The following is a 24,548-nucleotide window of genomic DNA, read 5'->3' as shown; positions in this document are numbered from 1 at the left end:
GCGCGGAGGAATGCCATGCGTAACCTGAAAATCCCGGAAAGCCGCCACCCTGAAAAGGCGCATCGCCCGGACAATGCCCAGCCGAAGAAACCCAGCTGGATTCGTGTGAAAGCGCCCGGCGGCAAGGGCTATGCGGAAACCCACAGGATCATGCGTGAAAACAAGCTGTCCACCGTGTGCGAAGAAGCCGCGTGCCCCAATGCCGGCGAATGCTGGAGCCAGGGCCACGCCACCATGATGATCATGGGCGAGATTTGTACGCGCGGTTGTACCTTCTGCAACGTCGCCACCGGGCGTCCCGACGATCTGGACGCATTCGAACCGGGCCGGGTGGCCCATGCGGTGAAGAAACTGGGGCTGAACCACGTTGTGATCACCTCGGTCGATCGCGACGATCTGAAAGACGGCGGGGCGGATCATTTCGCCCAGACCATCCGCGCCATTCGCCATCAGTCGCCCGACACCACCATCGAAATTCTGACCCCGGATTTCCTGAAATGCGATCCGTCGGTTCTGGAAACCGTGGTTGAGGCACGGCCTGACGTGTTCAACCACAATCTGGAAACCGTGCCGGGCCTGTATCCACAGGTGCGCCCCGGTGCGCGATATTTCCATTCGCTGCGCTTGTTGCAGCGCGTGAAGGAAATGGACCCGTCAATGTTCACCAAATCCGGCATTATGGTCGGGCTGGGCGAGGATCGTCAGGGGGTCTTGCAGGTCATGGATGACATGCGCGCAGCGGGGATCGATTTTCTGACCATCGGGCAATATCTGCAACCGACGCCGAAACACCATGCGGTGGAACGGTTCGTGCACCCCGACGAGTTCAAGGATTATGAGACCGCCGCCTATGGCAAAGGGTTCCTGATGGTGTCTGCCACACCGCTGACGCGGTCGTCCTATCACGCGGGCGATGATTTCGTCCGCCTGCGCGCAGCACGTGAAGAACAGCTTGCCAGGGGTTGATCTTAAAAGATTTATGGCCTGAACCGGACACGCTCAATCTGCATCCAGTCGGGCATTCCGAACAGCTTTTCGATCACCACAACCGCGATACAGATCGCCACCACGGCAAACACCAGCTTCACCCGCTTGGCCGAGGGCGGATTGCGCGCCCATTTGGACATGCGCATGAACCAACGTGGGTTCATCGCCTAGTCTTCGTCCAAGAACCGCACCTTGCCGATATGTGGCAGGTTGCGGTCACGCTGCGCGAAGTCGATGCCATAGCCCACAACGAATTCGTCCGGGATTTCAAACCCGATCCAGTCGGCACGGATGTCAACCTCGCGTCGGGATGGTTTGTCGAGCAGTGCGATGGTCTTCAGTTTGCGGGGTGACTTTGCTTTCAGCAGCCCGACCACATGTCTAAGGGTGAACCCGGTGTCCACGATGTCTTCGACCACCAAGACGTCGCGCCCCGAAATCTCGCCACGCAAGTCCTTCAGAATGCGCACCTCGCGGCTGCTTTCGGTCGAATTGCCATAGGAAGACGCCTCCAGAAAATCGACTTCGACCGGCAGGTCCAGCTCGCGGACGACATCGGCGATGAACACGAAAGAACCGCGCAGCAGTCCAACAACGACCAGCTTGTCGGTGCCTTTGAACTCGTCATGGATTTCTTGCGACAACTCTTCCACCCGCGCCGCGATTTGCTTGGCCGAGATCATCGTGTCGATGACATAAGGTCGCTGTGCCATGTCTTCCCCCTTGATTTCCGGTCGTATTCCTAAGACATACGCAGCGAAGTGAGAAGGGGAAACCTGACCATGCCGACACATGGGGAAAAACGCGTCCTGCCATACACGTCGGAACAGATGTATGATCTGGTGGCGGATGTGGGGCGCTATCCCGAGTTTCTGCCGTGGAACTCTGCCGCACGTGTGCGTCGTGTGACACCACAGCCCGACGGGCGCGACCTGATGGACGCCGATCTGGTGATCAGTTTCAAGGTGTTTCGCGAACGCTTCGCCAGCCGTGTGTGGTTGGACAAGGAAGACCAGCGGATCGACACCGAATATCTGGACGGCCCCTTCAAATACCTGAAATCACACTGGATATTCCACCCGCACCCGGATGGGTGTGAAGTCGAGTTTTTCGTGGATTTCGAGTTTAAGAGCGCGATCTTGCAAAAGGTGATCGGGATAGTCTTCAACGAGGCGATGCACCGTATCGTCGCCGCGTTCGAAAAACGTGCCGCCACGCTTTACGGACCGACAGGCTGACTAGCTGACCATCAGAACAAGTATTGCCGCGGCGGCGGGCAGGGCCTGAACGTAAAGGATGCGTTTGGAGGCGGTGGCGGCGCCATAGATGCCGGCGACCAGAACGCAGCCCAGGAAGAACAGGGCCACATTCTGCGCCCATATGGGATCGCCGATCAGGCAGGACCAGATCAGCCCGGCGGCCAGAAACCCGTTGTAAAGCCCCTGGTTGGCCGCCATCACCTTGGTTTTCGGGAACATGTCGCGATCGAACTGGCGAAATACGCGCGGGCCGCGGGTTTCCCAAGCAAACATCTCGAAATACAGGATGAAGGCGTGCAGCGCGGCGATACACAGGATCAACAGGATGGCGAGAAGGCTCATAATGTCCCTTGTTTGGCTCGTTCGTCTTGATCGACCCTAGCGGCCTGAGGCCGGTGCGTGCAATGCGTATTCGTCAACCCGCACCGGAACCTTCTAGGTCTTGCGCCGTTTCGGGGCACTGTCACCCCCTTTGGCTTTCGCGATTGCCTTGGCGGCGGCACGCGCCCGGTTCTTCTTGCTGTTCGGCTTGCCTTTGGGCGGCGGCGGTCCTTTTTTGCGGTCGGCCGGACGTTTTCCCTTGGGCTTGTCGCCATCGGATTTGGACGCCGTGCGGGGTTTCCGATTCTCGTCTTTCGATTTGGCGTAGGCCTTGACCGGGCGGTCGGCGTCCTTGTCGTCCTTCCACTTGTGCTTGGGGTTGGGCCTACGTTCGGACGGCGCGCCAGCTTTGCCCGGCCCCTTGCGGTGGGGCTTGGGATCCGCCTTCTCAAACTTGCGCGGTTTACCACGTGGCGCAGGTTTGCCGGGGCGTCCAAGGTCGGGAGCCGTGTCCAAACGTTCGACGGCGAACGCCTCGATTGTCATGCCCGCACCGAGGGTGGACAGGAACCCGTCGACTTGAGATTCTTTCACCTCGAAATAAGATTTGTCGTCCTGAATGCGAATGGCACCGATGTCGTTGCGGGTGATATTACCCGCCTTGCACAGCATTGGCAGAAGGTGGCGCGGGTCGGCCCCTTGATTGCGGCCCTTGGCAAGGGTGAACCAAACGCTTGGCCCAAACGGCTTGCGCTCTTCCGGTTTCGTTTTGACATCGGACAGCTCTTCGGGCGCCGCGTGGGCCGTGTGGTAAAGCTGAAGATACGCGGTGGCCAGTTGCGCGGGGGTGAATTGCGCAACCAGTTCTTCGGCCAAGGCGGCTTCGTTTGCTGTCGGTTCCTGTTGCCAGACCTCGTCAGCCAGTATGCGTTTCTGATCTTCCGCGTGAACCTCTTGTGCCGATGGGGCGGGGCCCCATTCCGCCGTCAGCTTCGCGAACCGCAACAGACGCTCGGCTTTCTTGCGGGCGGCGGGCGGCACGATCAGTGTGCTGACACCCTTGCGGCCCGCGCGCCCGGTCCGTCCAGACCGGTGCAGCAGGGTTTCATGGTTGTTTGGCAGTTCGGCATGGATCACCAGATCAAGTTTCGGCAGGTCGATCCCGCGCGCGGCCACATCCGTTGCCACACAGATTCGCGCCCGCCCGTCACGCATGGATTGCAGCGCGTTGGAGCGTTCGTTCTGGGTCAACTCGCCCGACAGTGCCACGACCGAAAAGCCCCGGTTCGACAGGCGGGTCGCCAATCGGCTGACCATCGCGCGGGTGTTGCAGAAAATGATGGCGTTGGGCGCTTCAAAATACCGCAACACGTTGATGATCGCGTTTTCGCCGTCGCGCGGGGCCACCGCCATGGCGCGATATTCGATGTCGCTGTGCTGGCTTTTCTCGGCCACAGTGGTCACGCGTTGTGCGTCTTTTTGATACCGCGCGGCAAGCGAGGCGATGCTTTTCGGCACCGTCGCCGAGAACAGCAGCGTTTGTCGATCGTCGGGGGTTTCGTCCAGAATGAACTCAAGATCCTCGCGGAAACCGAGGTCCAGCATTTCGTCAGCCTCGTCCAGAACGACACTGCGCAAGGCTGTCAGATCAATCGAACCGCGCATGACGTGATCGCGAAGACGTCCCGGTGTGGCAACCACGATATGGGCACCACGAGCCAAAGCGCGGCGTTCATCGCGCATGTCCATGCCGCCCACACAGGACGCAACCACTGCGCCGGTCTTGGCAAACAGCCAATGCAGTTCGCGTTTCACCTGCATCGCCAGTTCACGTGTGGGGGCGATGACCAGACCCAGCGGGCTGGCGGCGGCGCCGAACTGATTGTCGTCGCCCAACAATACGGGGGCAATGGCAAGGCCGAAACCGACTGTCTTGCCCGATCCGGTCTGCGCCGACACCAAAAGGTCCACGCCTTGCAATGCCGGGTCGGACACGGCGGTCTGGACGGGGGTCAGGGTGTCATATCCGCGCTCGGCAAGCGCGTCAGAGATAAGCTGTTTCACGGGCGATCAATTCTGTTGTCTCGGTGGGGAGGGACGGGTGATCCGTCACGGTGGGTCTGCGATGCAGGGGCGAAAGCGGGCTGATAGCCTGTCCGCGCGCGATTGTATAGCGCAATAACGTTCTAATCCGTGTCCGCAAGGGGATGGTGGGTCAGGACAAGGTCTTTCAGGCGTTCCTCAAGCACATGTGTGTAAATCTCGGTGGTCGAGATGTCGGCATGCCCCAGAAGGGTCTGGATGGATCGCAGGTCCGCGCCATGCGCCAGAAGATGGGTGGCGAAGGCATGGCGCAAACGGTGGGGCGTCACCGCTGCGGGCGAAACGCCTGCGGCCACGGCGATCTCTTTGATCAAGCCATAGAAACGATGGCGGGTCAGATGACCGGTTTTGCCACCCGATGGAAACAAAAAAGGCGATGGTTTCGCGCCTGTCTTTATGCGTGCGTCATCCTCGGCCCCGTCACGGGCGGCAAGCCATGCGGCCAATGCATCGCGGGCCGGGGCGGACAGGGGGACCATACGTTCCTTGCCGCCCTTGCCCTTGACCAGCAGCATATGCGGTTCGCCCCGTGCGGCGGCGACGGGCAGGGTGACCAGTTCACTGACCCGCATCCCGGTGGCATAAAGCAATTCCATCAGACAGGTGTTGCGCAGGTGGTCGTCACGGTTGCGGCCGTGATTGCGGGCGGTGGTCAACAACGCCTCAACCTGATCTTCGCTCAGGATTTTTGGCAAGGATTTCGCCCGCCCCGGCCCCTTGATCTTGATCGCCGGATTGTCTGTGCGCCACCCTTCTTCATAAGCGAAGCGGTAAAGCTGCTTGATGGCAGACAGGCGGCGCGCGCGGGTTGATTGCGCCAGCCCCATCGTGTCGCAATCAACCATGAAGGCTTCGATGTCGGCGCGGGTTATGTCAGCAAACCCGATCCTTTTCTCATCCGCAAACTCAGCAAACCCTTTCAGGTCGCGCCCATAGGCCAACAGTGTGTTTTCGGACGCATCAAGCTCGGCCGCCTGGGCTTCCAGAAAGGTCGAAATCCAGCGGGCATGGTCGGCGTTCATCCGCGCCTCTCAAGGATCAGAAATTCGAGCGCGGCCTGTCGGGCCACCTGTTCCAGACCGATCTGACGGAAGAAGGCCAGCGCATCGGTCAACTCATCCAAGTCGCCATTGCTTCCCGACGTGAACAGATCAATCGCGCGCAGGATGGCCTCGCCCAGCCGGTCCTGCTCGACCAGCGAGCGTAGGCGGACCGGAAGGTTGGTGGCGGCAAACCCTTCCAACACCGCGCGGGTGCGATCATCGATCGCGGTCAAATCCGCGGTTTGTCCACGTGCAATGTCCAAAAGGATCGGCGCAAGCGTGTCAGTCGCAGCAGGTTGCGCCGCTTCGGCAACCTTTTCGTAATCTGCAGACAGAAGCCCAAGCCGCAGCGCGATGTCGCCCGCTTTGCCGGGCAGGTTGCGTGCGGCGATCTCGGGACCGAAGATTTGCGCGAATGGCACCTCAAGCCCGCTTTCTTCCAAATGGGTCCACAGGTTCAGAACCGCATGGGCAGTTTGTTCGTCGTTACCTGTCGCCAAGGCCGTTTCAACGCGATTTACTGCGCTCATCCGGTCCCAAATACCGCCCGAGGCCGCCGGCTTGCGTTCGGAATAGAGGCCGAGAAGCTGGTTCTCGGTCACGGCCCCCACACGGGCCAATCGCTCGCCGGCTTCGGCCCGGGCCTTCCAGCCGATATTGGCGCGCAGGTCGGACTGCGCAAATGCCAGTGGGAGCGAGACCGTGTTGATATGCAACCCGATGGCTTCGAACATCCGGAAGGTCAGGGGCGACGGATGATCAGGCCGGGGCAGGTCTGGTTCACCTTCAAACAGGTCCGGATCCAGAAACCGTGCCAGCAGCGCATCTTCTTCATCGCTGATGTACCCCAGCGCCCGCCCGGTTTCCAAGGTCAGCACCGCGGCATCCCAATCGCCGCTACGGGCCAGACAGAACACCCGTGCTGGATAGGTGGGGCTCAGTTCAGGCGTGGCGCGCAGGGTTGTGCATTGGAGGTCTTCGTTGCCCAGCAACAGCGCCGTGTCAAAGGCCCGTCGAAAGACCCGTGGATTCACCGAGCCGGAGCGCGCGAGCAAGGCCTCGGCCTGATCCAACGCGCCCAAAGACAACAGCCGGTCGACCCGCGCCAGGAACAAGCGATCCTCGCCGGCGCTGGCGCCTTTAGGCGGATCAAGCTCTGCCAGCATCAGCTTGTGTAGCAGATCCTGCATCGCCGGTTGCAGGTCCAGATCAAGTGTCGATATGCGGCGCGCAAGGTCGTCAGGGCGTGACATACCCCACAGATCACGCGGAAGCCCCGTCACCACGCCGGGCAACAGTCCGACCGCATCCAGAACGGGCGTTTCCAACAGTGCCATCGTCACCTCGGCGACCGATGCCCCGGTGCTTGTGGCCGGTTCATCCAGTGCCGGGGGCAGAATGGCGTTATCCGATGACGGAGGGGGCAGCGCGATGCTGTCCGACAACCAGTCGATGGCCGACAAGGGACCAGTGCCTTGCTGGGTCTGTGCCGCCACAGGGGTTGCCAAACCGCCCAGAACACACAACAGCGCGCCGCTCAGAAAAGCGGCGCGTCCTGATTGTCCGTCCCTTCGCCGTTCAGCCGCCATTCAACGTCACAGTACTGCTTTGCGGTGCGGACCTTGGTGCCATGTCGCCAAAGAACGCGAAACCGGTCAGGCCGATAAAGCCAACGATTGCCAAAAAGAATATAAGCTTGATCAAACGGATCAGCATGTCGTTCCACCCATTTTCTGCCTCAAGTGGTGTTTTGTCTGAATTTATATATGGCATTTCCTGTAAGATCACGCCATTCAGGAAAGAAATTCATATTTGGGCAAGTGGGCGCCGTTTTGGCATTCAAGTTGAAGAAATCCATCGTCATGGTGGGCATGATGGGGGCGGGCAAGACCGCGGTCGGACAGGCCGTGGCCAACCGTCTTCATGTGCCGTTTCTGGACAGCGACGAAGAGATTGTGCGCGCCGCCAACATGTCCATTGCCGAGATTTTCGAACGGGATGGGGAAGCGTTTTTCCGCAAGCGCGAATCCGAAGTGATCGGCCGTTTGCTGGATACTGAGCGCGCGGTGCTCTCGACCGGGGGCGGGGCGTTCATGTCCGAGCCGAACCGGAAAATGATCTCGGACCGCGGGGTCGCGGTTTGGCTGAACGCCGATCTTGATTTGCTCTGGGCGCGGGTCAGGCACAAGGATACGCGTCCCTTGCTGCGCACCCCTGATCCCAAGGCAACGTTGACCCAGATCTATGACACCCGCGTGCCCGTCTATGCAAAGGCCGACCTGTCGGTCGAGGCCCAGCGCAATTTTTCGATTTCGGATATGGCGAATGCGGTGGTGACGGCGTTGCTGACCCGGCCCGATGTGCTTGAGGAGACCTGACATGACCACGGTTCATGTGCCACTTGATGATCGCGCCTATGACGTGCGGATCGGACCGGGGTTGCTGTCGCGCGCGGGTGCCGAGATTGCACATCTGCTGAAACGGCCGAGGGTCTGGATCGTGACCGAACAGACCGTCGCAGAACTGCATCTGGCATCATTGCAAGATGGTCTTTCGGTCGAGGGGATTTCCTCTGAAGCACTGATCCTGCCACCCGGCGAGGGAACGAAAAGCTGGCCTTTCCTTATGCAAACGGTGGAATGGCTGTTGGATGAGCGGGTCGAGCGGAACGATATGGTCATCGCCTTTGGCGGCGGCGTGATCGGCGATCTGGTGGGGTTTGCGGCTGCGATTCTGCGCCGTGGTGTGCGCTTTGTGCAGGTGCCCACCTCGCTGTTGGCGCAGGTTGACAGTTCGGTTGGGGGTAAGACCGGCATCAACGCGCCGCAGGGCAAGAACCTGATCGGCGCGTTTCACCAACCCTCGCTGGTGCTGGCGGATATCGAGGTTCTGGGCACGCTGACCCAACGCGATTTTCTGGCCGGGTATGGCGAGGTGGTGAAATATGGCGGGCTGGGGGACGGTGTATTCTTCGAATGGCTCGAGGTGAACGGCCCGGCACTGGCCGCAGGCGATATGGCATTGCGGGAAGAGGCTGTGCGCCGCTCGGTCCAGATGAAAGCCGACATCGTCGTGCGCGACGAAACCGAACAGGGCGACCGCGCGCTTCTGAACCTTGGCCACACATTCGGCCATGCGCTGGAGGCTGCGACGGGGTATTCCGACCGGCTGTTGCATGGCGAAGGGGTGGCCATCGGCTGTGCGTTGGCGTTCGAGACTTCGGCGCGGTTGGGACTGATCAGCCAGGAAAGCCCTTCACGGTTCCGCGCCCATCTGGCCGCGATGGGTATGAAAAAGGACCTGTCGGACATTCCGGGCGATCTGCCCGATACCGCCGGTCTGATCACGCTGATGGGGCAGGACAAGAAGGTCGAACAGGGCAAGCTGCGCTTCATTCTGGCACGCGCCATTGGCGACGCCTTCGTGGCCGACGATGTGGACATGGGCGTGGTGCGGTCCGTACTGGCTGACGCTTTGGCGGGACGTTAACGAAAAACAGCCGCCCCAAGGGGCGGCTGCAAGTCGATCTTTTCGATGGGATCAGAACGGGATTTCGTCGTCGAAACCGCCGCCTGCGGGCGCAGGACCGGAATCGCCACCACCATAACCACCCTGATTGCCACCGCCATAGCCGCCGCTTTGACCGCCACCGCCACCTTCGCCGCGCCCGTCCAGCATGGTTAGGGTGCCATCAAATCCTTGCAGCACAACCTCGGTCGAATAACGGTCATTGCCGGACTGGTCCTGCCACTTACGGGTTTGCAGCTTGCCTTCGACGAAGACCTTCGACCCTTTGCGCAGATATTGTTCGCACACGCGCACAAGCCCTTCGGAAAAGATGGCAACCGAATGCCATTCGGTTCTTTCGCGGCGCTCGCCGGTGTTGCGATCTTTCCAGGTTTCTGACGTGGCAATGCGCAGGTTGCACACCTTGCCACCGTTCTGGAATGTGCGCACTTCCGGGTCAGCGCCCAGATTGCCGATGAGCATGACCTTGTTAAGCGAACCCGCCATCCGTCGTCCTTTCGATTCTGTATTTCGACCTCATGGTTACACCATGTGATGGCGCAGTGGAAAACGGAAATCCCCATGAGGCCAACAGATCAACAGGCCCGGAAGGGCGGGTTTTCCTGCCCATGAAGGGGGTGACTTTGCAAAATGCCGCACCCTCTTTCCCAAAAAGTCGAAACTGCGTATATTGCGCCCGAGGATTTTCAGGGGACAGGCATGTCGCGCAAGATTTTTTCGAAGACATATGGGGCTATTTTGGGTCTTGCAGCGGGCATCGTGCCGATGGGCGAAGCTGCGATGGCGGAAAATCTGTTCTCAAGCTCGGGCGGGCGGGCCGCCTTTGCGGCGCAAACCCGTGTGTTGGATACGCGCGCAGCCCAGCAATATGCGGCCAGCACGCGATTGACGCCGAACAAAGACGCCACGCCGACCTATGGCATTCCGTCCTTCACCGGAAAATACAAAGGCGAATATCTTGCACTGGCCAAGGCCGCGGCGCAGCGTCACGGCATACCGCAAGACCTGTTCCTGCGTCTGGTGCAGCAGGAAAGCGGCTGGAACCCCCGCGCGCGCAGCCATGCCGGCGCCATTGGACTGGCACAGTTGATGCCGTTCACCGCGCGCAAGCTGGGTGTTGACCCCCATAACCCTGCGCAGAACCTTGAGGGTGGGGCGCGTTATCTGCGTCAGCAATATGATCGGTTCCGGTCGTGGCGGCTTGCGCTGGCGGCCTATAATGCCGGGCCGGAAGCGGTGCAGAGATACTCGGGCGTGCCGCCCTACAAAGAAACCCGCGGCTATGTCCGGGCCATTCTGGGCAGTTAAACCGTACGTCCCTCGGGCCCGGAATAAGCACGTTCTACCTTGGCGACCCGCAAGTTGTAGCGCGCGTACCAGCGTTCAATCCCCATTTTCTGTGCAATCAGGTGATCTGACACCTTCTTCCACGCCAGAATGGCATCTTCATCCGCCCAATAGGATACGGTGATTCCAAGCCCAGATGCATCGCGCGTGGTTTCGGCACCCAAATAACCGGGTTGAACCTGTGCAAGTTGGAAGATCTTGTTCGCCATCGCCTCGTATCCGGGCGCGGTATCGGCCAGTTGATTGGTGAAAATCACGGCATAATACGGGGGTGTTGGCAGGGGGGCGAAGCGGGTTTGGCTCATCTGGGCGCGTCCTTTTGATGGTCGCGCCCAGATTAGAGTGGTGGTCTGTGCTATTCTACCCCGGACAGCTCTTTCTTATGCAGCCATTCGGCGTGTTTGGGCGCGCGTTTGGTCTGGGACCATTCGTTCAGCATGTCCCATTTGACCTCGTCCATACGGGCCAACATGGCCTCTTCCTCCGGGTCGGGGCAGGCCAGTTCGACACGGTGCCCGTTGGGGTCGAAGAAATAGATCGAATGGAAGATCGAATGGTCGGTGACGCCCAGAACCTCGACACCCTCTTTCTCAAGATGTTCTTTGAACTCAATCAGTTCGTCGCGGTCCTTCACCTTGAAGGCAATATGTTGCACCCAGATCGGCGTGTTCGGATCGCGGCCCATTTCAGGCTTGGTCGGAAGTTCGAAAAACGCCAGCACATTGCCGTTTCCGGCATCAAGGAAGATGTGCATGTAAGGGTCGGGTTCATGGGTCGATGGTACATGGTTTTCGGCAATCGCCAAAACAAAGTCCATGTTCAGCATTTTCCCATACCATTCAACAGTTTCCTTCGCATCCTTGCAGCGATAGGCAACATGGTGGATCTGTTCAATTTTCATCGGTGTCCTCCTGTTTCGCTGTTAACTACCATAAACTCGTTGCAAACGCAACGAATAGAATGAACACGGAAAACAAAAGGGCTTCGGCCTAGGCCGGGGCAAGGGACAGGGCGTAGGCGTAGGTCACGATGATAAAGGCGCTCAGGATCAGCTCAATCACCGAGGCGCGTCGATATTTCATGAAAGAGGCATTCGGTTTCCGGCGTCAGGGCGGCGTTTTGACAGGTGTTTCAGACGACACTACCCCCGCGATGCCGACTTGTCAGCCGCTTTAACCTAGCCGCCTTTACGAAAGGCGGATGGCGTCGTGCCGGTCTGCTTCTGGAACGCGCGGGTAAAATAGGCCGCCGACGCAAAGCCAAGCGACGACGCAATGTCCTTGATGGGAATATGCGTTTCGGTCAGCAGGCGACGTGCTTCGTAATGAATGCGGTCTTGCAGGATCGCCGATGCCGGTCGACCACAGGTCTTGTTGCACACACGGCTCAGATGGGTCGGGGTGACACCCAGTTCGGCCGCATAATCGCGCACCGTTTTGTCGGTGTGGAATTCTTGCTCTACCAATGCGGTAAAGGCGTTGACCAGCCGTCCTGACGCTCCAATCTCGGATTGTTCGACTCTGGTGTCGCTCAACTGCCGCTCTAACCACACCGACAACAGGCCGGCATGGCACATCATGGCACGGCGCGCAGTGTCAGTGCCATTTTCCATCTCGCGCTGCAAATCGTCGACCAGCCCGTTCAGAACCATCTGCTTGTCTGCTTCGCGCAGGCGCATATGAACGGCCTCGTCCGGCAACGCCAGCTCATCTTCGCTGCCTTGCGGGAAAACGACGATAGTGCCGTTGACCTGATTGGACATTTCGAACCCGTGCATGGTGCCTGCGGGTAAAAACAGACAGTTATGCGGGCCATAGCCTGCGGTCACGCCATTGACGGTGATCCGGCCCTGACCGCGGGTAAACCATAACAGAACCGGTGCCCCGTAAGACCGCATCGCTTCGGTTCGCCACCGGCCACCGCTTCCCAGCCGGGCAAGCGGCAAGACACGGAAGGGCGACGAAAAGGTATCGGATGTGGTCATGAGTTCAGCGTCAGACGTAAAATGCGGGCAATAACATGCAACGCATCATGGGTATCCCAAAAACACGCCGCTGTCCTGAGGTTTTTTATGCAATCGTCTTATCCACAGCTTGTCCACAGGGTTTGGGCGACAAACGGCGGGTTTTCGGCGGATTGATGCAGAAATGATAACGGATAGCCCGCGGGCGGGATCGGGTCCGTTGTCAGGGCAGGGGAATCACCTGCCAGTTGCCCATCCGCTTCCGAAACCATGTGCGTTGCCGTTTGGCATATTGTTGCGAGGCAACGATTGCGCGATTGCGCGCCTCCTCAAGTGTCACGTCGCCTTTCAGATAGGCGATCAGTTCGGCGGCACCTATGGCTTTGGCGCTGGGGTCTTTGGGGTTCCAGTTGGGAAGGTTGGCGCGGGCCTCATCCAACGCCCCCTGTTCCAACATCAGGTCAAAGCGGTGTGCGATGCGGTCACGCAACCAATCCCGGTCGGTGTGAAACACGAACGGGCAGGTCTCCGCGAGCGGCAGTAACGGTGGCGGTGTGCTGTCTTGCCAACTGGCCAAGCCGCGTCCGGTGGTGCGCTGCACCTCCCACGCGCGGGCCACGCGGGCCGGGTTTTGCTGGTCGATCCGGTCAAGGGTCTCGGTGTCCAGATCTGCCAGAAGGGCGGGCAATCCCCCTTCGGCCATCTGCCGGGCGCCCTCGACTCGGATCTCGGGCGGGGTCTGGGGAATGTCCGCCAACCCCTCGGTCAGCGCGCTCAGGTTCAGCCCGGTTCCCCCGACAATGATCGGACGCAGCGGACCTTTCAGGATCGGGGCAACATCCCGCAGCCAGTGCCCGGCAGAGAAGGGATAGTTGCGCGGCACATATCCATAAAGCTTATGCGGGACGCGGGCTTCGTCTTCGGGCGACGGACGGGCTGTCAAGATGCGCCAGTTGTCGAAGATCTGAAGCGCGTCGGCATTGACGATCACCCCGCCCGAGGCTTCGGCGATGGCCATCGCCAAGGCTGATTTTCCAGATGCGGTTGGACCCGCAATCAACACGGGTCGGTCCCTGGGGACGTTTCTGGCTATGGTCGGTATGTCAATTCGGGTTTGCGACATGTGGCCTCGTGCCCCGCTGGGGCTTTTTTAATTGGGACGCGGATCGCGCATTGAATAATGTGCGTTGATCGGTCATTTTGCGTCAAAACAATCACGACAACCAGAAAGTGGCAACCGATGAGTGATAAAGCCTCAGGGGTTCCGGGCTCGGACGCGTCAGACAGCGACGCAGACACCCAGCAACCGACCTATAACCGTGTCATGCTGAAAATTTCCGGCGAAGCGTTGATGGGGGACCAAGGATTTGGCCTGAACCCGCCCACCGTTGAACGCATCGCGCAAGAGGTCAAATCGGTCCACGACATGGGCGTCGAGATTTGCATGGTGATTGGTGGCGGCAACATTTTCCGGGGCCTGCAGGGGTCCGCCCAGGGGATGGAACGCACCACGGCAGATTACATGGGTATGTTGGCAACCGTCATGAATGCGCTGGCGATGCAGTCAGCACTGGAAGGGTTGGGGGTCTTCACCCGCGTGATTTCAGCCATTCCGATGGATCAGGTCTGCGAGCCGTATATTCGTCGTCGCGCCGTTCGCCACCTTGAAAAAGGCCGTGTCTGCATCTTCGCCGCGGGCACAGGCAATCCCTATTTCACCACCGATACGGCGGCAACTTTGCGTGCAAATGAAATGGCTTGCGAGGCGATCTTCAAGGGGACGAAGGTCGATGGCGTCTATGATAAAGACCCGGTCAAGAACGCGGATGCGGTGCGTTATGACAATGTGTCCTATGACGATGTTCTGGCCAAGCGGCTTGGGGTCATGGATGCCTCGGCCATCGCCCTGGCACGTGACAACAATCTGCCGATCATCGTATTCTCACTGGATGAACCGGGTGGGTTCCGGGGCATTCTGTCAGGTATGGGCACTTATACGCGTGTGGGCAGCTGATCAGCGATGACAGTGGGGCGATTTTTCGCCAACCATTGAAACACCGTGCAGGGTCCGGCGAACCGGACCTATACATTCCATGGGCGGTAGAGTTATACCGGGCCAACGACGCTCGGACGTTTGTGCGAGAAGAAGACAAGGGGAAGCCACAAGATGGCAAACGAAGAATTTGAACTGGATATGGACGACCTTGAGCGCCGCATGGACGGCGCGATTACGTCGCTCAGAACAGAGTTCGCATCGTTGCGGACGGGCCGCGCATCAGCTTCGATGCTGGAGCCGATCATGGTCGAAGCCTATGGGCAGCGCACGCCGATCAACCAGGTTGGCACGGTTAACGTGCCGGAACCACGTATGGTCACCATCAATGTCTGGGACAAGGGGCTGGTCAACGCGGTTGAAAAGGCGATCCGCGAAAGCGGGTTGGGCATCAATCCGCAGCTGAATGGCACGATCATCATGCTGCCGATCCCCGAATTGAACGAAGAGCGTCGTCGCGAACTGACTCGTGTCGCCGCGCAATATGCCGAACACGCGCGCGTTTCCATTCGCAACGTGCGTCGCGATGGCATGGAACAGCTTAAAAAGGCGAAAAATGACGGAATGAGTGAAGATGATCACAAATTCTGGCATGATGAAGTGCAGGGCCTGACAGACAAATTTGTTGGTAACGTCGACAAGGCTCTTGAGGTAAAACAAGAAGAGATCATGCAGGTTTGACCCGATATCGGGCGAATGTGATCTTGAAAAACAGAGTTGGGCATGTCGATGGGCAGAAAAGCCGCGGACAAGGTAGAGAAGGCGCAAAAGTCGCCTGACCACGTTGCCATCATCATGGATGGCAATGGCCGCTGGGCGCAGAGCCGGGGAAAACCCCGGCTTTTCGGGCATCACGCAGGGGCCAAACGTGTGCGCGAGATCGTCGAGGCCTGCCCGGATCTGGATGTGAAGTATCTTACCATCTTCGCGTTCTCGACCGAGAACTGGAAACGGACGCAGACCGAGGTTGCCGGTTTGATGAGCCTGTTTCGCCGCTATATCCAGAAAGAGGCGCGCGCCCTTTTGGCCGAGGGTGTGCGCGTGCGCTTTATCGGGGATCGTGACCGGCTGGACAAAAAGCTGATCGCGCTGATGCACGAGCTTGAGGCCCTGACCCAAGACAATGACCGCGTTCATCTGACCATCGCCCTGAACTATGGGGGCCGGGACGAAGTTGCGCGCGCGACGCGCCGTATGGCGCTGGACGTGGCGGCGGGCAAGCTTGACCCGGAAAGCGTGAATGAACAAACGCTCACAAGCTATTTGGATACATGTGTTTTGCCTGACCCGGACCTCGTGATCAGAACATCTGGCGAGGCACGGATTTCGAACTTCCTTCTGTGGCAATCCGCATATGCGGAATACGAGTTCATTGATACGCTCTGGCCTGATTTTTCCGCCGATGTGTTTGAAGAGGTGGTCGACCGGTTTGCTGGGCGCGAGCGTCGCTTTGGTGCGGTCGAGACAGCGGCCGAGTGACATCACTATTCTGCTGCTGAGCAGTCGGTCCAAGGCGCGACATTTGCGCCACGCCGTTCTTCTGCCCAACGCCCGCGCGATCAACCGCTTGAGGGCTGGGCGCGTGAGTGTCATAAACCCCGCATGACAAGCGCCAATCCTTCCTCGAAATGGTCCGACCTTGCACCGCGTGTGCTTTCAGCCGTTGTTATGGCGGGGATTGCCATCGCGGCGGTTGCCCTTGGCAACCCGGTTTTCCTGATCATGATCAGCGTGGTGATCGGATTATGTGTCGGAGAATTCGGAAGAATACTGCACCCCGTGCCGCCGCGCATATTCGTTCTATTGGGGGGCTTGGCAGCTATCGCGATGTTTCTGGCAGGGCAAAGGTTTGATATGACAACCTCTTCAGCCAGCCTGATTGCCCCTACGACCCTGCTTCTGCTGCTTCCGCCGCTGTTGGGTGCCGGTTTAATAAAGCAGCACAAGTTGCTGTTTTTTGGCTATTGCAGCCTGATCATGCTGGCGGGGCTGGGCTTTGTCGTCATGGGACCGGAAGAGATCCTGATCTGGTTCCTGCTGATCATCATCATGTCCGACGTTGCCGGTTATTTCATCGGGCGGATGGTTGGTGGGCCGAAGTTCTGGCCACGGGTCAGCCCCAAGAAAACATGGTCGGGAACGATCGCGGGTTGGGTCGGGGCACTGCTGATCGGACTGATCGCAGCAGGTTTCGGCGTGTTTACGTTGGCGGAAGCCATGTTTGCCCCATTGATCGCCTTTGCCGGACAAATGGGTGACATTGCTGAAAGCGCCATCAAACGTAAGATGGGCATCAAGGATAGCTCGAACCTTATTCCCGGCCACGGGGGCGTGCTGGATCGGTTTGATGCGATGATCGGTGCCGCGGCGGTGCTGGTGCTGCTCATGGGGGTTGCATCCCTTATGACCTCGGCTGGATGACAGGGCAGGGCGTATGACACTGACAGGGCAGCGCAAGGTCTCGATCTTTGGGGCGACCGGATCCATTGGGCAATCCACGATTGACCTGATCGCCCGCGATCCCGATGCCTATGATGTTGTTGCACTGACGGGTGGGCAGAACGTGGCGCAGTTGGCACAGGATGCGATCCGGCTGCGCGCCGATATCGCGGTCACAGCGCATGAAGAAAACCTGCCCGCCCTGCGCGAGGCCTTGTCCGGATCGGGGATCGAGGTGGCAGCGGGCGAGGCGGCGATTGAAGAAGCGGCCACACGACCAGCCGATTGGGTAATGTCTGCGATTGTGGGGGCCGCAGGGCTTCTGCCCGGACTGCGTGCGCTTGAGGCGCGTGCCACGCTGGCGCTGGCAAACAAGGAAAGCTTGGTCACCGCCGGTCCATTGATCATGGCAACCGCCAAGGCCCATCACGCCCGCATTCTTCCCGTAGATAGCGAGCATTCGGCGGTGTTCCAGGGGCTGGTGGGTGAAGACATGGCGGCGGTAGAGCGGGTGATCATCACCGCCTCGGGCGGGGCGTTTCGCGACTGGCCGCTGGGCAAGCTTGCCCATGCGACGCTGGCCGAAGCCAGTTCACATCCCAATTGGGACATGGGGCAGCGCATCACGATCGACAGCTCATCCATGTTCAACAAGGCTCTGGAAGTCATCGAAACAAAAGAGTTTTTTAACTTTCATCCGGATCAGATCGAAGTGGTCGTGCATCCGCAGAGCCTTGTTCATGCCCTGGTCGGATTCAATGACGGCGCGTTGATGGCGCATCTGGGTGCACCGGATATGCGCCATGCCATCGGATATGCGCTGCATTGGCCGGATCGTCGCGATTTGCCTGTGGATCGTCTGGATCTGGCCAGGATTGCGACGCTGGAATTTCGCGCCCCGGATGAAGAGCGATACCCTGCTTTGCGTTTGGCCCGCGGCGTGATGAAAACGGGCGGGCTATGCGGTGCGATCTTCAACGCCGCGAAAGAGGTTTCGCTGGACGAATTCATCGCTGGTCGCATTGGCTTCATGGATATGGCCACGGTGGTTGAAGAGGTTTTGACACGCCTTGACGCAGATGTGTCCCTGATGCAGGGCGCAATGACCCTTGATAATGTCCGCGCTGCCGACCAAATGGGACGCAGAACCGCGCAACAGGTGATCGACACCCGCCCCGCCGTGTAAACGGCCAATAGAACAAGAGCAGGAGAACCCCCCATGGAACTGACCGGGTTGCTTCCCGATTTCGGAAACCTCGCCTTTACGATCTTGGCGTTTCTGGCGGCGTTGACCGTGATTGTGGCGGTGCACGAATACGGCCACTACATCGTGGGACGCTGGTCCGGGATCAAAGCGGATGTGTTTTCCATTGGGATGGGGCCTGTATTGGCCTCGAAAAAGGACAGACACGGGACCAGCTGGCAGATCGCGGCGTTCCCGATTGGCGGGTATGTGAAGTTTCGCGGGGACGCAAATGTCGCGTCGGGCAGCGCAGACGAAAGCGCGATGGCGGCCATGAGTGATGAAGAACGCCGCCACACCATGCACGGTGCCCCGCTGTGGGCGCGGGCGGCGACCGTGGCGGCGGGGCCGGTGTTCAACTTTATCCTGTCCATCATCGTTTTTGCCGGACTTGCCCTGGCCACAGGCGTGGCGCGTGACCCTTTGTCGGTTGCCACACCGCTGAACGTGCCGGGGATGGAGGACGGCTTGCGCCCCGGTGATGAAATCCTGTCGATTGCCGGGATTGAAACACCACCGTTGGCCGAATTTGCCGCCTTGGTCGAAGAACTGCCCGACACCGCCCTGATCGACTATCAGGTCCGGCGCGATGGGCAGGTGATCAGCCTGACGGCCACCCATCCGTTTCCAGCCCTTGTTGGTTCGGTCAGCCCACAATCAGCAGCAATTGATGCCGGGTTGAAGGAAGGCGACTTTATCGCGACGGTTGATGGCACCCCCGTGCCCACCTTCAACACGCTGCGCGAGGTCGTGGTGAATGGCGATGGTGCTCCGCTCACGCTGGGTATCGTGCGCGACGGTGCGCCGCTTGAGGTGACACTCACCCCGCGGCGGCAGGATATCCCCAGCGCCGATGGTGGGTTTGAAACCCGTTGGCTGATCGGAATCACGTCGGGCATGGTGTTTGAGCCGGCAACCCGCACGCCCGGCGTTTGGGAAAGCCTTGTTTCGGGTGCTGACCGGGTAATCTATATCATCAACGCCAGCTTGTCGGGGCTTTGGCATATGATCACTGGCGCGATCTCAAGTTGTAACCTGTCCGGCCCGATTGGGATCGCTCAGGTCTCGGGGCAGGCGGCGTCTTTGGGGGCGACCAGTTTCATCAGTTTCATCGCGATGCTGTCCACCGCCATCGGTCTTTTGAATCTCTTCCCAATCCCGGTTCTGGATGGTGGACATCTGGTTTTCTATGCGTGGGAGGCCGTGACTGGCAATGCGCCGTCTGACAGGGTTTTGAATGTCTTGCTGGCGATTGGTCTGTCTCTGGTGCTGTCGTTGATGGTGTTTGGGGTCACAAACGATCTGTTTTGTCCATAAAGCCCTCCCGAACAGGGTATTCGCCATATTCTTGCCATAATTCTGAAGCGGTGACGCCGCAATCCTTTCTTATCCTTTTAGCAAGCCACCCGGTGCGACTCGTTGAAAGGATTTGATTATGGACAGAATGGATCGAGGATCGACCGCATTGGCTGTTTTGGTTGATCTCAACTGGGACCGCTTTTTCTTCGCGGGCGCGATTACCGCCGCCCTTGGGCTGAGTGCGGCGTTGCATAGCTTCATGTAGATCACGTCAGGACGGATGCCCAATCGGGCACCTCCGGTACAGTGACCCGCCGCAGCTTACCTGTGCGCGGGTTTTGTCTTGTCCGGGGCCTTTCAGGTTTTGAAAGAGATATCCCCAACCTATTCATCGTCGGGTGTTCCGCACGGGTCAAATTGGCGCTCTGCCGCCCCCCTCCGAAAGTCTGCTTTCGCGCTTTGACAAGATCGTCACAACCCCTTATCCACATTGGCACTGGGATGTCTGGGGAAAGTAAACACGATGACATTTGATAAGGGGTTGAGCAGCAACCGTTTCAAGACAACTGGGCGCGGCGCAAAAGGTTTTTTGACCAGCGGCGGACTGGCATTTTTTCTAGCAATTTCCGGGGTTACGGTCACGGTGCCGCAGGTCGCAGTTGCGCAGACATATGCGTTCCAGCGGATCGAGATTGAAGGCACGCAGCGGATCGAGGCTGCCACCATCCTTTCGTATCTGGGAATCGCTCAAGGCGAAGCGGTGTCGGCGGCGCGGTTGAATGACGGATATCAACGCCTTGTCGGATCAGGCCTTTTTGAAGATGTCCAAATCCTGCCCCGCGGCAATACGCTGGTCGTAAAGGTCCGCGAATACCCCACGATCAATGTCGTGTCGGTCGAAGGGAACCGGAAGGTCAAAGACGACGTCTTTACCCCGTTGCTCAAATCCCAACCGCGTCAGGTGTACAACCCGTCCAACGCCGAGCTGGACGTTCAAACAATCACCGAACTGTATCAGGCGCAGGGCAGGTTGGCTGCACAGGTCACGCCGAAAATCATCCGTCGGTCAAACAACCGCGTCGATCTTGTGTTCGAAGTCGTGGAAGGCAGGAATGTCGAAGTCGAACGTCTGTCTTTCGTTGGCAACCGCCAGTTTTCCGACAGCCGTCTGCGGCGGGTTCTTGAAACAAAGCAAGCCGGTATCCTGCGTGCTCTGATCCGGGCCGATACCTATGCCCCTGAACGGATCGAGTTCGACAAGCAGGTGTTGCGCGATTTCTATCTGTCCCGCGGTTATGTGGATTTCAAGACCACGGGTGTCACAAGCGAATTTTCCCGCGAACGCGACGCGTTTTTCATCACCTTCTCGGTACAGGAAGGGCAACAGTTCCGGTTTGGCAACATCACCACCTCGTCCGAAGTGAACGGTGTCGATGCGGCTGACTATCAGGCGGTGCATAAGCTGCGTTCGGGTGTCGTCTATAGCCCTGCTCTGATGGACAACGCGATTGCGCGCATGGAACGTCTGGCCATCCGCAATGGTCAGGATTTTGTGCGCGTTGAACCGCGCGTGACACGTAACGAACGCGCCCGCACCCTGGACATTGATCTTGTTCTTGTTCGCGGGCCACGCATCATCGTCGAACGGATCGACATTGAAGGCAACGCGACTACGCTTGACCGGGTGGTGCGCAACCAGTTCCGCGTGGTTGAAGGTGACCCGTTCAACCCGCGCGAAATTCGCGAAGCGGCGGAACGCGTCCGCGCGCTTGGCTATTTCTCGAATTCAAACGTCGAGGCGCGTGAAGGATCGGCTCCGGATCAAGTGGTGATCGACGTCGATGTTGAAGAAGCCCCGACCGGATCGCTCAGCTTCGGTGGTGTCTATAGCCTTGAAAACGGATTCGGTCTGAACATCGCATTCCGCGAACGCAATTTCCTTGGTCGTGGCCAGTTCATCAGCGCCAGCTATTCAAGTGGCGAAGATAACTCGAGCTTCTCGTTCAAGTTTGCGGAACCGAACTTCCTGGATCGGGATCTGGAGTTGGGGTTCGAAGCCTATTATCAGGAAACGGCTTTCGCATCCTCTTTCTATAATACGCGGTCACTGGCGTTGCGGCCATCGATCTCGTTTCCGATCAGCGAGTATTCGCGGCTTGGGTTGCGTGTCTATGGCGACGGCGCAGAAATCACGGATGTCGATGCCGACAGCTCGCAGATTCTGAAAAACGAAGGCGCACGCGGGCGACAGGTGGGTGCTGGTGTCGGGTTGACCTGGAGCTATGACACACGCCGCACCGGGCTGGATCCGAACCGTGGATATCTTCTGCAGTTCGACGGCGATCTTGGCGGGTTTGGCGCAGATTATCAGTATGCGCGCGCAACTGCGCTGGCGCAGGCACGGACCAAGGTCTGGAATGATCAGGTGACGCTGACGGCAACGATCGAGGGCGGGATTATCCACGGCTTGGATGGCGGCGCGTCGCGGGTGACCGACCGTTTCCGCCTTGGCCCGTCCAAGCTGCGCGGTTTTGCGACCAACGGGATCGGCCCACGGGATTTGACGGCGATCAATCAGGATACGCTGGGCGGCAATAAGTTCGCGGCGGCCCGTCTTGAAGCGCAATTCCCTATCGGATTGCCCGAAGAATACGGCATCTCAGGCGGTTTGTTCCTTGACGCAGGCACGTTGTGGGGATTGGACGACACGTTGGGCGGCACGATTGATGACAGCGCCCATCTGCGATCCGCGATTGGGGCGTCAATTTTCTGGGACACGCCGATTGGTCCGCTTCGTTTCAACTTCTCGCACGTGTTGGCCAAGGAAGAGTATGACGAAGAGAACAATTTCGAGCTTACGATCTCGGCCGAGTTCTGATCCGGTGATCCGGATGGCGTTGCGATACGCTCGTCGCGGATTGCTGCACTATGGCAGCCGGATGTTGGGTGCGTTGGCCGCGGGTGCGATCTTTGGATCCGCTCCCGCGCCGGTAATTGCCCAGCAAACGGGCAGTGCGGTATCTCAGATCGTAACCATTGATCGGCAAAGCCTGTTTTCGGACACGCAGTACGGACGTCGGGTGGTCGAAACCGTCGAAGCCGAACGGGTGCGGCTGGCCAGCGAAACGCGCAAGGTCGAAGAGGCCTTGGTCAAGGAAGAACGCGATCTGACGGACAAACGGGACACCATGTCCCCCGAAGAATTTCGCAAGCTCGCCGAGGCTTTTGATAAGAAGGTTCAGGCACTGCGCACCGAAGGAACCGAGCGAGAACAAGAATTTGTTCGTACGCTGGAGCGCGAACAGGCCGCATTCTTTGACCGCATCGGCCCGATTCTGGGTCAACTGGTGCGCGAATTGGGTGCCGTTGTGATCCTTGATCGACGCGCCATTTTGCTGACCACACGCAACATTGATATCACCAAGCTTGCCGTGGAACGCATCGATCAGGTGCTGGGTGACGGAAGCGATCTGCAAGACAGCACGCCCTCAACCCCTGCGGGAGAGGCTGCGAGTCCCGATCAGCCTGCGCCTGAAATGCCCGCCTTTCCATTGGGCGACGCGACCCCGGACGGCACATCGACCGAGAACTGATTGCAATTGTTTCAGCCGTTCCAGACTGGTAGTCAGATAGGACTGGGCCAGCAAGAGCCCCTTATTAAAAGGACGTGACCATGACATCAGACGTGCCCAGCACCGCCGATATTCAGTTGATCCAACAATGTATTCCCCACCGTTATCCGTTTTTGCTGGTGGATCGGGTCGAGGATATTCGCGCCAAGGAATTTGCCAAGGGCATCAAGATGGTCACGATGAACGAGCCGCATTTTCAGGGGCATTTCCCCGGCCTGCCGATCATGCCGGGTGTCACGATCATCGAGGCGATGGCGCAAACGTCGGCGGTGATGGTGTCGCTGTCCTTGGGCCTTGTCGGGTCGGGGGCGGTTGTCTATTTCATGGGGATCGACACGGCCAAGTTCCGTCGCAAGGTGGTGCCGGGCGACGTGCTTGAACTGCATATCACAACCATTCGCGGCGGCGCAAAAGTCTGGAAGTTTGACGGTCGTGCGATGGTGGGTGATGAACTGGCCTGCGAGGCGACTTTCATGGCAATGATCGACGTGACGGGCGGGAAAGGCTGACCGATGACTGCCAACGGGGGTATTGATCCCACTGCTCAGGTTCATGCCAGTGCAATCATAGAAAACGGTGCTGTGATCGGTCCTGATTGCCGGATCGGTCCGTTCTGCGTTGTCGGGCCTAAGGTTCGGCTTGGCGCCGGGGTCGAGGTGAAGTCGCATGTGGTGATCACGGGCGATACCGAGATCGGTGACGAGACCGTGATCTTTTCCTTTTCGGTGATCGGAGAAATCCCGCAGGACCTGAAATTCGCTGGCGAGGACACCCGCCTTGTGATCGGCAAGCGCAACCGCATCCGTGAACATGTCACGATGAACACCGGCACTGCCGGTGGTGGTTATGTCACCCGCATCGGGGATGACGGGCTGTTCATGGCGGGCTGTCACGTGGCTCATGATGCGCAGATCGGCAACAACGTCATTCTGGTGAACAATGTCGCCGTGGCTGGCCATGTGGTCATCGAAGACGATGTGATCGTCGGTGGCTTGTCGGGTCTGCATCAATGGATCCGCATTGGGCGCGGCGCCATCATTGGCGCCTTGTCAATGGTGACGGCAGATGTGTTGCCCTATGGTCTGGTGCAGGGACCGCGCGCGGAACTGGATGGGTTAAATCTTGTCGGTTTAAAGCGGCGCGGGGTGGCGCGGGCCGATATCTCGGCTTTGCGTTCGGCCTTGCAGGTATTGAAAACAGGCGAGGGTTCGTTTCGCGACCGGGCTGCCGGGCTGGCAGACGGGGCCGACAGCGACTATGTCCGCGAGCTGGTCGCCTTTGTCACCGGCGACAGCGATCGCGGCTTCCTGACGCCGAAATAGCCGAAACCC

28 protein-coding genes are annotated in these 24,548 nt (G+C 59.0%); 16 read left to right on the top strand and 12 right to left on the bottom strand.

The genetic code is table 11. The annotated features are described in order from the left end of the window. Nucleotides 1-15: 15 nt before the first annotated feature. Nucleotides 16-966, top strand: a complete 951-nt coding sequence (lipA, locus tag J3R80_RS00965; protein WP_275391883.1) for a lipoyl synthase — start codon at nucleotides 16-18, stop codon at nucleotides 964-966. Nucleotides 967-977: 11 nt separating this feature from the next. Here the strand turns inward: lipA and J3R80_RS00960 are convergent, their stop codons facing one another. Both J3R80_RS00960 and hpt read right to left on the bottom strand, forming a co-directional pair. Further along, complete coding sequence (locus J3R80_RS00960; RefSeq protein WP_275391882.1) at nucleotides 978-1,151, bottom strand: hypothetical protein; 174 nt, start codon at nucleotides 1,149-1,151, stop codon at nucleotides 978-980. Nucleotides 1,152-1,154: 3 nt separating this feature from the next. Further along, nucleotides 1,155-1,700, bottom strand: a complete 546-nt coding sequence (gene hpt, locus J3R80_RS00955; protein WP_275391881.1) for a hypoxanthine phosphoribosyltransferase — start codon at nucleotides 1,698-1,700, stop codon at nucleotides 1,155-1,157. Between the two features lie 69 nt (nucleotides 1,701-1,769). Between hpt and J3R80_RS00950 the strand changes: the two genes are divergently transcribed. Continuing rightward, nucleotides 1,770-2,225, top strand: a complete 456-nt coding sequence (locus tag J3R80_RS00950) for a type II toxin-antitoxin system RatA family toxin (protein WP_275391880.1) — start codon at nucleotides 1,770-1,772, stop codon at nucleotides 2,223-2,225. Here the strand turns inward: J3R80_RS00950 and J3R80_RS00945 are convergent, their stop codons facing one another. The 5 genes from J3R80_RS00945 to J3R80_RS00925 form a co-directional block, all read right to left on the bottom strand. After that, nucleotides 2,226-2,588 carry a DUF1304 domain-containing protein gene (locus J3R80_RS00945; RefSeq protein WP_275391879.1) on the bottom strand — a complete coding sequence of 121 codons (363 nt, stop codon included), beginning with the start codon at nucleotides 2,586-2,588 and terminating at the stop codon, nucleotides 2,226-2,228. 93 nt (nucleotides 2,589-2,681) lie between these two features. Continuing rightward, complete coding sequence (locus J3R80_RS00940) at nucleotides 2,682-4,631, bottom strand: DEAD/DEAH box helicase (protein WP_275391878.1); 1,950 nt, start codon at nucleotides 4,629-4,631, stop codon at nucleotides 2,682-2,684. Nucleotides 4,632-4,753: 122 nt separating this feature from the next. After that, on the bottom strand, nucleotides 4,754-5,692 hold the full coding sequence (locus J3R80_RS00935; protein ID WP_275391877.1) for a site-specific tyrosine recombinase XerD: 939 nt from the start codon (nucleotides 5,690-5,692) through the stop codon (nucleotides 4,754-4,756). Then, on the bottom strand, nucleotides 5,689-7,302 hold the full coding sequence (locus tag J3R80_RS00930) for a hypothetical protein (RefSeq protein ID WP_275391876.1): 1,614 nt from the start codon (nucleotides 7,300-7,302) through the stop codon (nucleotides 5,689-5,691). The genes J3R80_RS00935 and J3R80_RS00930 overlap by 4 nt, the downstream gene beginning before the upstream one ends. Next, a complete protein-coding gene (locus tag J3R80_RS00925; protein ID WP_275391875.1) occupies nucleotides 7,292-7,501 on the bottom strand; it encodes a hypothetical protein in 210 nt (69 codons plus the stop codon). Before J3R80_RS00925 ends, J3R80_RS00930 begins: the two co-directional genes overlap by 11 nt. A gap of 44 nt (nucleotides 7,502-7,545) precedes the next feature. Between J3R80_RS00925 and J3R80_RS00920 the strand changes: the two genes are divergently transcribed. Next, nucleotides 7,546-8,091 (top strand): shikimate kinase, encoded by a 546-nt coding sequence (locus J3R80_RS00920; protein WP_275391874.1) that lies wholly within the window; start codon nucleotides 7,546-7,548, stop codon nucleotides 8,089-8,091. 1 nt (nucleotide 8,092) lies between these two features. After that, on the top strand, nucleotides 8,093-9,202 hold the full coding sequence (gene aroB, locus J3R80_RS00915; RefSeq protein ID WP_275391873.1) for a 3-dehydroquinate synthase: 1,110 nt from the start codon (nucleotides 8,093-8,095) through the stop codon (nucleotides 9,200-9,202). A gap of 51 nt (nucleotides 9,203-9,253) precedes the next feature. Here the strand turns inward: aroB and ssb are convergent, their stop codons facing one another. After that, nucleotides 9,254-9,727, bottom strand: coding sequence for a single-stranded DNA-binding protein (gene ssb, locus J3R80_RS00910; RefSeq protein WP_275391872.1), 474 nt, complete (start codon nucleotides 9,725-9,727; stop codon nucleotides 9,254-9,256). 279 nt (nucleotides 9,728-10,006) lie between these two features. Between ssb and J3R80_RS00905 the strand changes: the two genes are divergently transcribed. After that, the gene (locus J3R80_RS00905; RefSeq protein WP_343075810.1) at nucleotides 10,007-10,549 is read left to right on the top strand and encodes a lytic transglycosylase domain-containing protein; all 543 of its coding nucleotides are present in this window, start codon (nucleotides 10,007-10,009) and stop codon (nucleotides 10,547-10,549) included. Here the strand turns inward: J3R80_RS00905 and J3R80_RS00900 are convergent. The 4 genes from J3R80_RS00900 to miaA form a co-directional block, all read right to left on the bottom strand. Then, nucleotides 10,546-10,893 (bottom strand): antibiotic biosynthesis monooxygenase, encoded by a 348-nt coding sequence (locus tag J3R80_RS00900; RefSeq protein ID WP_275391870.1) that lies wholly within the window; start codon nucleotides 10,891-10,893, stop codon nucleotides 10,546-10,548. The two genes, J3R80_RS00905 and J3R80_RS00900, sit on opposite strands and share 4 nt — an antisense overlap. A 50-nt stretch (nucleotides 10,894-10,943) precedes the next feature. Beyond that, nucleotides 10,944-11,489, bottom strand: coding sequence for a VOC family protein (locus J3R80_RS00895; protein WP_275391869.1), 546 nt, complete (start codon nucleotides 11,487-11,489; stop codon nucleotides 10,944-10,946). Nucleotides 11,490-11,765: 276 nt separating this feature from the next. Then, entirely contained in the window at nucleotides 11,766-12,572 is an 807-nt protein-coding gene (locus J3R80_RS00890; RefSeq protein WP_275391868.1) for an AraC family transcriptional regulator, read from the bottom strand. A 202-nt stretch (nucleotides 12,573-12,774) separates the two neighbouring features. Continuing rightward, on the bottom strand, nucleotides 12,775-13,674 hold the full coding sequence (gene miaA / locus J3R80_RS00885; protein WP_275391867.1) for a tRNA (adenosine(37)-N6)-dimethylallyltransferase MiaA: 900 nt from the start codon (nucleotides 13,672-13,674) through the stop codon (nucleotides 12,775-12,777). Between the two features lie 201 nt (nucleotides 13,675-13,875). Here miaA and pyrH point away from each other — a divergent pair, with 201 nt between their 5' ends. The 11 genes from pyrH (at nucleotide 13,876) to lpxA (ending at nucleotide 24,539) form a co-directional block, all read left to right on the top strand. After that, complete coding sequence (gene pyrH, locus J3R80_RS00880) at nucleotides 13,876-14,565, top strand: UMP kinase (RefSeq protein WP_275392246.1); 690 nt, start codon at nucleotides 13,876-13,878, stop codon at nucleotides 14,563-14,565. A gap of 153 nt (nucleotides 14,566-14,718) precedes the next feature. Then, the gene (gene frr, locus J3R80_RS00875; protein ID WP_275391866.1) at nucleotides 14,719-15,285 is read left to right on the top strand and encodes a ribosome recycling factor; all 567 of its coding nucleotides are present in this window, start codon (nucleotides 14,719-14,721) and stop codon (nucleotides 15,283-15,285) included. Between the two features lie 42 nt (nucleotides 15,286-15,327). After that, nucleotides 15,328-16,083 carry an isoprenyl transferase gene (locus tag J3R80_RS00870; protein ID WP_275391865.1) on the top strand — a complete coding sequence of 252 codons (756 nt, stop codon included), beginning with the start codon at nucleotides 15,328-15,330 and terminating at the stop codon, nucleotides 16,081-16,083. Between the two features lie 123 nt (nucleotides 16,084-16,206). Beyond that, nucleotides 16,207-17,025, top strand: a complete 819-nt coding sequence (locus tag J3R80_RS00865; protein WP_275391864.1) for a phosphatidate cytidylyltransferase — start codon at nucleotides 16,207-16,209, stop codon at nucleotides 17,023-17,025. A gap of 13 nt (nucleotides 17,026-17,038) precedes the next feature. Further along, entirely contained in the window at nucleotides 17,039-18,229 is a 1,191-nt protein-coding gene (gene dxr / locus J3R80_RS00860) for a 1-deoxy-D-xylulose-5-phosphate reductoisomerase (protein ID WP_275391863.1), read from the top strand. A gap of 33 nt (nucleotides 18,230-18,262) precedes the next feature. Further along, nucleotides 18,263-19,603: an RIP metalloprotease RseP gene (gene rseP, locus J3R80_RS00855; RefSeq protein WP_275391862.1), complete on the top strand. Its 1,341-nt coding sequence runs from the start codon at nucleotides 18,263-18,265 to the stop codon at nucleotides 19,601-19,603. A 118-nt stretch (nucleotides 19,604-19,721) separates the two neighbouring features. After that, on the top strand, nucleotides 19,722-19,850 hold the full coding sequence (locus J3R80_RS00850; RefSeq protein ID WP_275391861.1) for a hypothetical protein: 129 nt from the start codon (nucleotides 19,722-19,724) through the stop codon (nucleotides 19,848-19,850). Between the two features lie 324 nt (nucleotides 19,851-20,174). Next, entirely contained in the window at nucleotides 20,175-22,463 is a 2,289-nt protein-coding gene (gene bamA / locus J3R80_RS00845; RefSeq protein WP_275391860.1) for an outer membrane protein assembly factor BamA, read from the top strand. Then, the gene (locus J3R80_RS00840; RefSeq protein ID WP_275391859.1) at nucleotides 22,417-23,178 is read left to right on the top strand and encodes an OmpH family outer membrane protein; all 762 of its coding nucleotides are present in this window, start codon (nucleotides 22,417-22,419) and stop codon (nucleotides 23,176-23,178) included. The genes bamA and J3R80_RS00840 overlap by 47 nt, the downstream gene beginning before the upstream one ends. An 80-nt stretch (nucleotides 23,179-23,258) precedes the next feature. Continuing rightward, nucleotides 23,259-23,726 (top strand): 3-hydroxyacyl-ACP dehydratase FabZ, encoded by a 468-nt coding sequence (gene fabZ / locus J3R80_RS00835; RefSeq protein WP_275391858.1) that lies wholly within the window; start codon nucleotides 23,259-23,261, stop codon nucleotides 23,724-23,726. Between the two features lie 3 nt (nucleotides 23,727-23,729). Further along, entirely contained in the window at nucleotides 23,730-24,539 is an 810-nt protein-coding gene (gene lpxA / locus J3R80_RS00830) for an acyl-ACP--UDP-N-acetylglucosamine O-acyltransferase (protein ID WP_275391857.1), read from the top strand. The last annotated feature ends 9 nt before the right edge of the window (nucleotides 24,540-24,548 follow it).

It is taken from the genome of Aliiroseovarius sp. Z3 (assembly GCF_029105185.1).
Classification (GTDB): Bacteria; Pseudomonadota; Alphaproteobacteria; order Rhodobacterales; family Rhodobacteraceae; genus Aliiroseovarius.
This window is presented reverse-complemented; position numbering and strand designations above follow the sequence as displayed.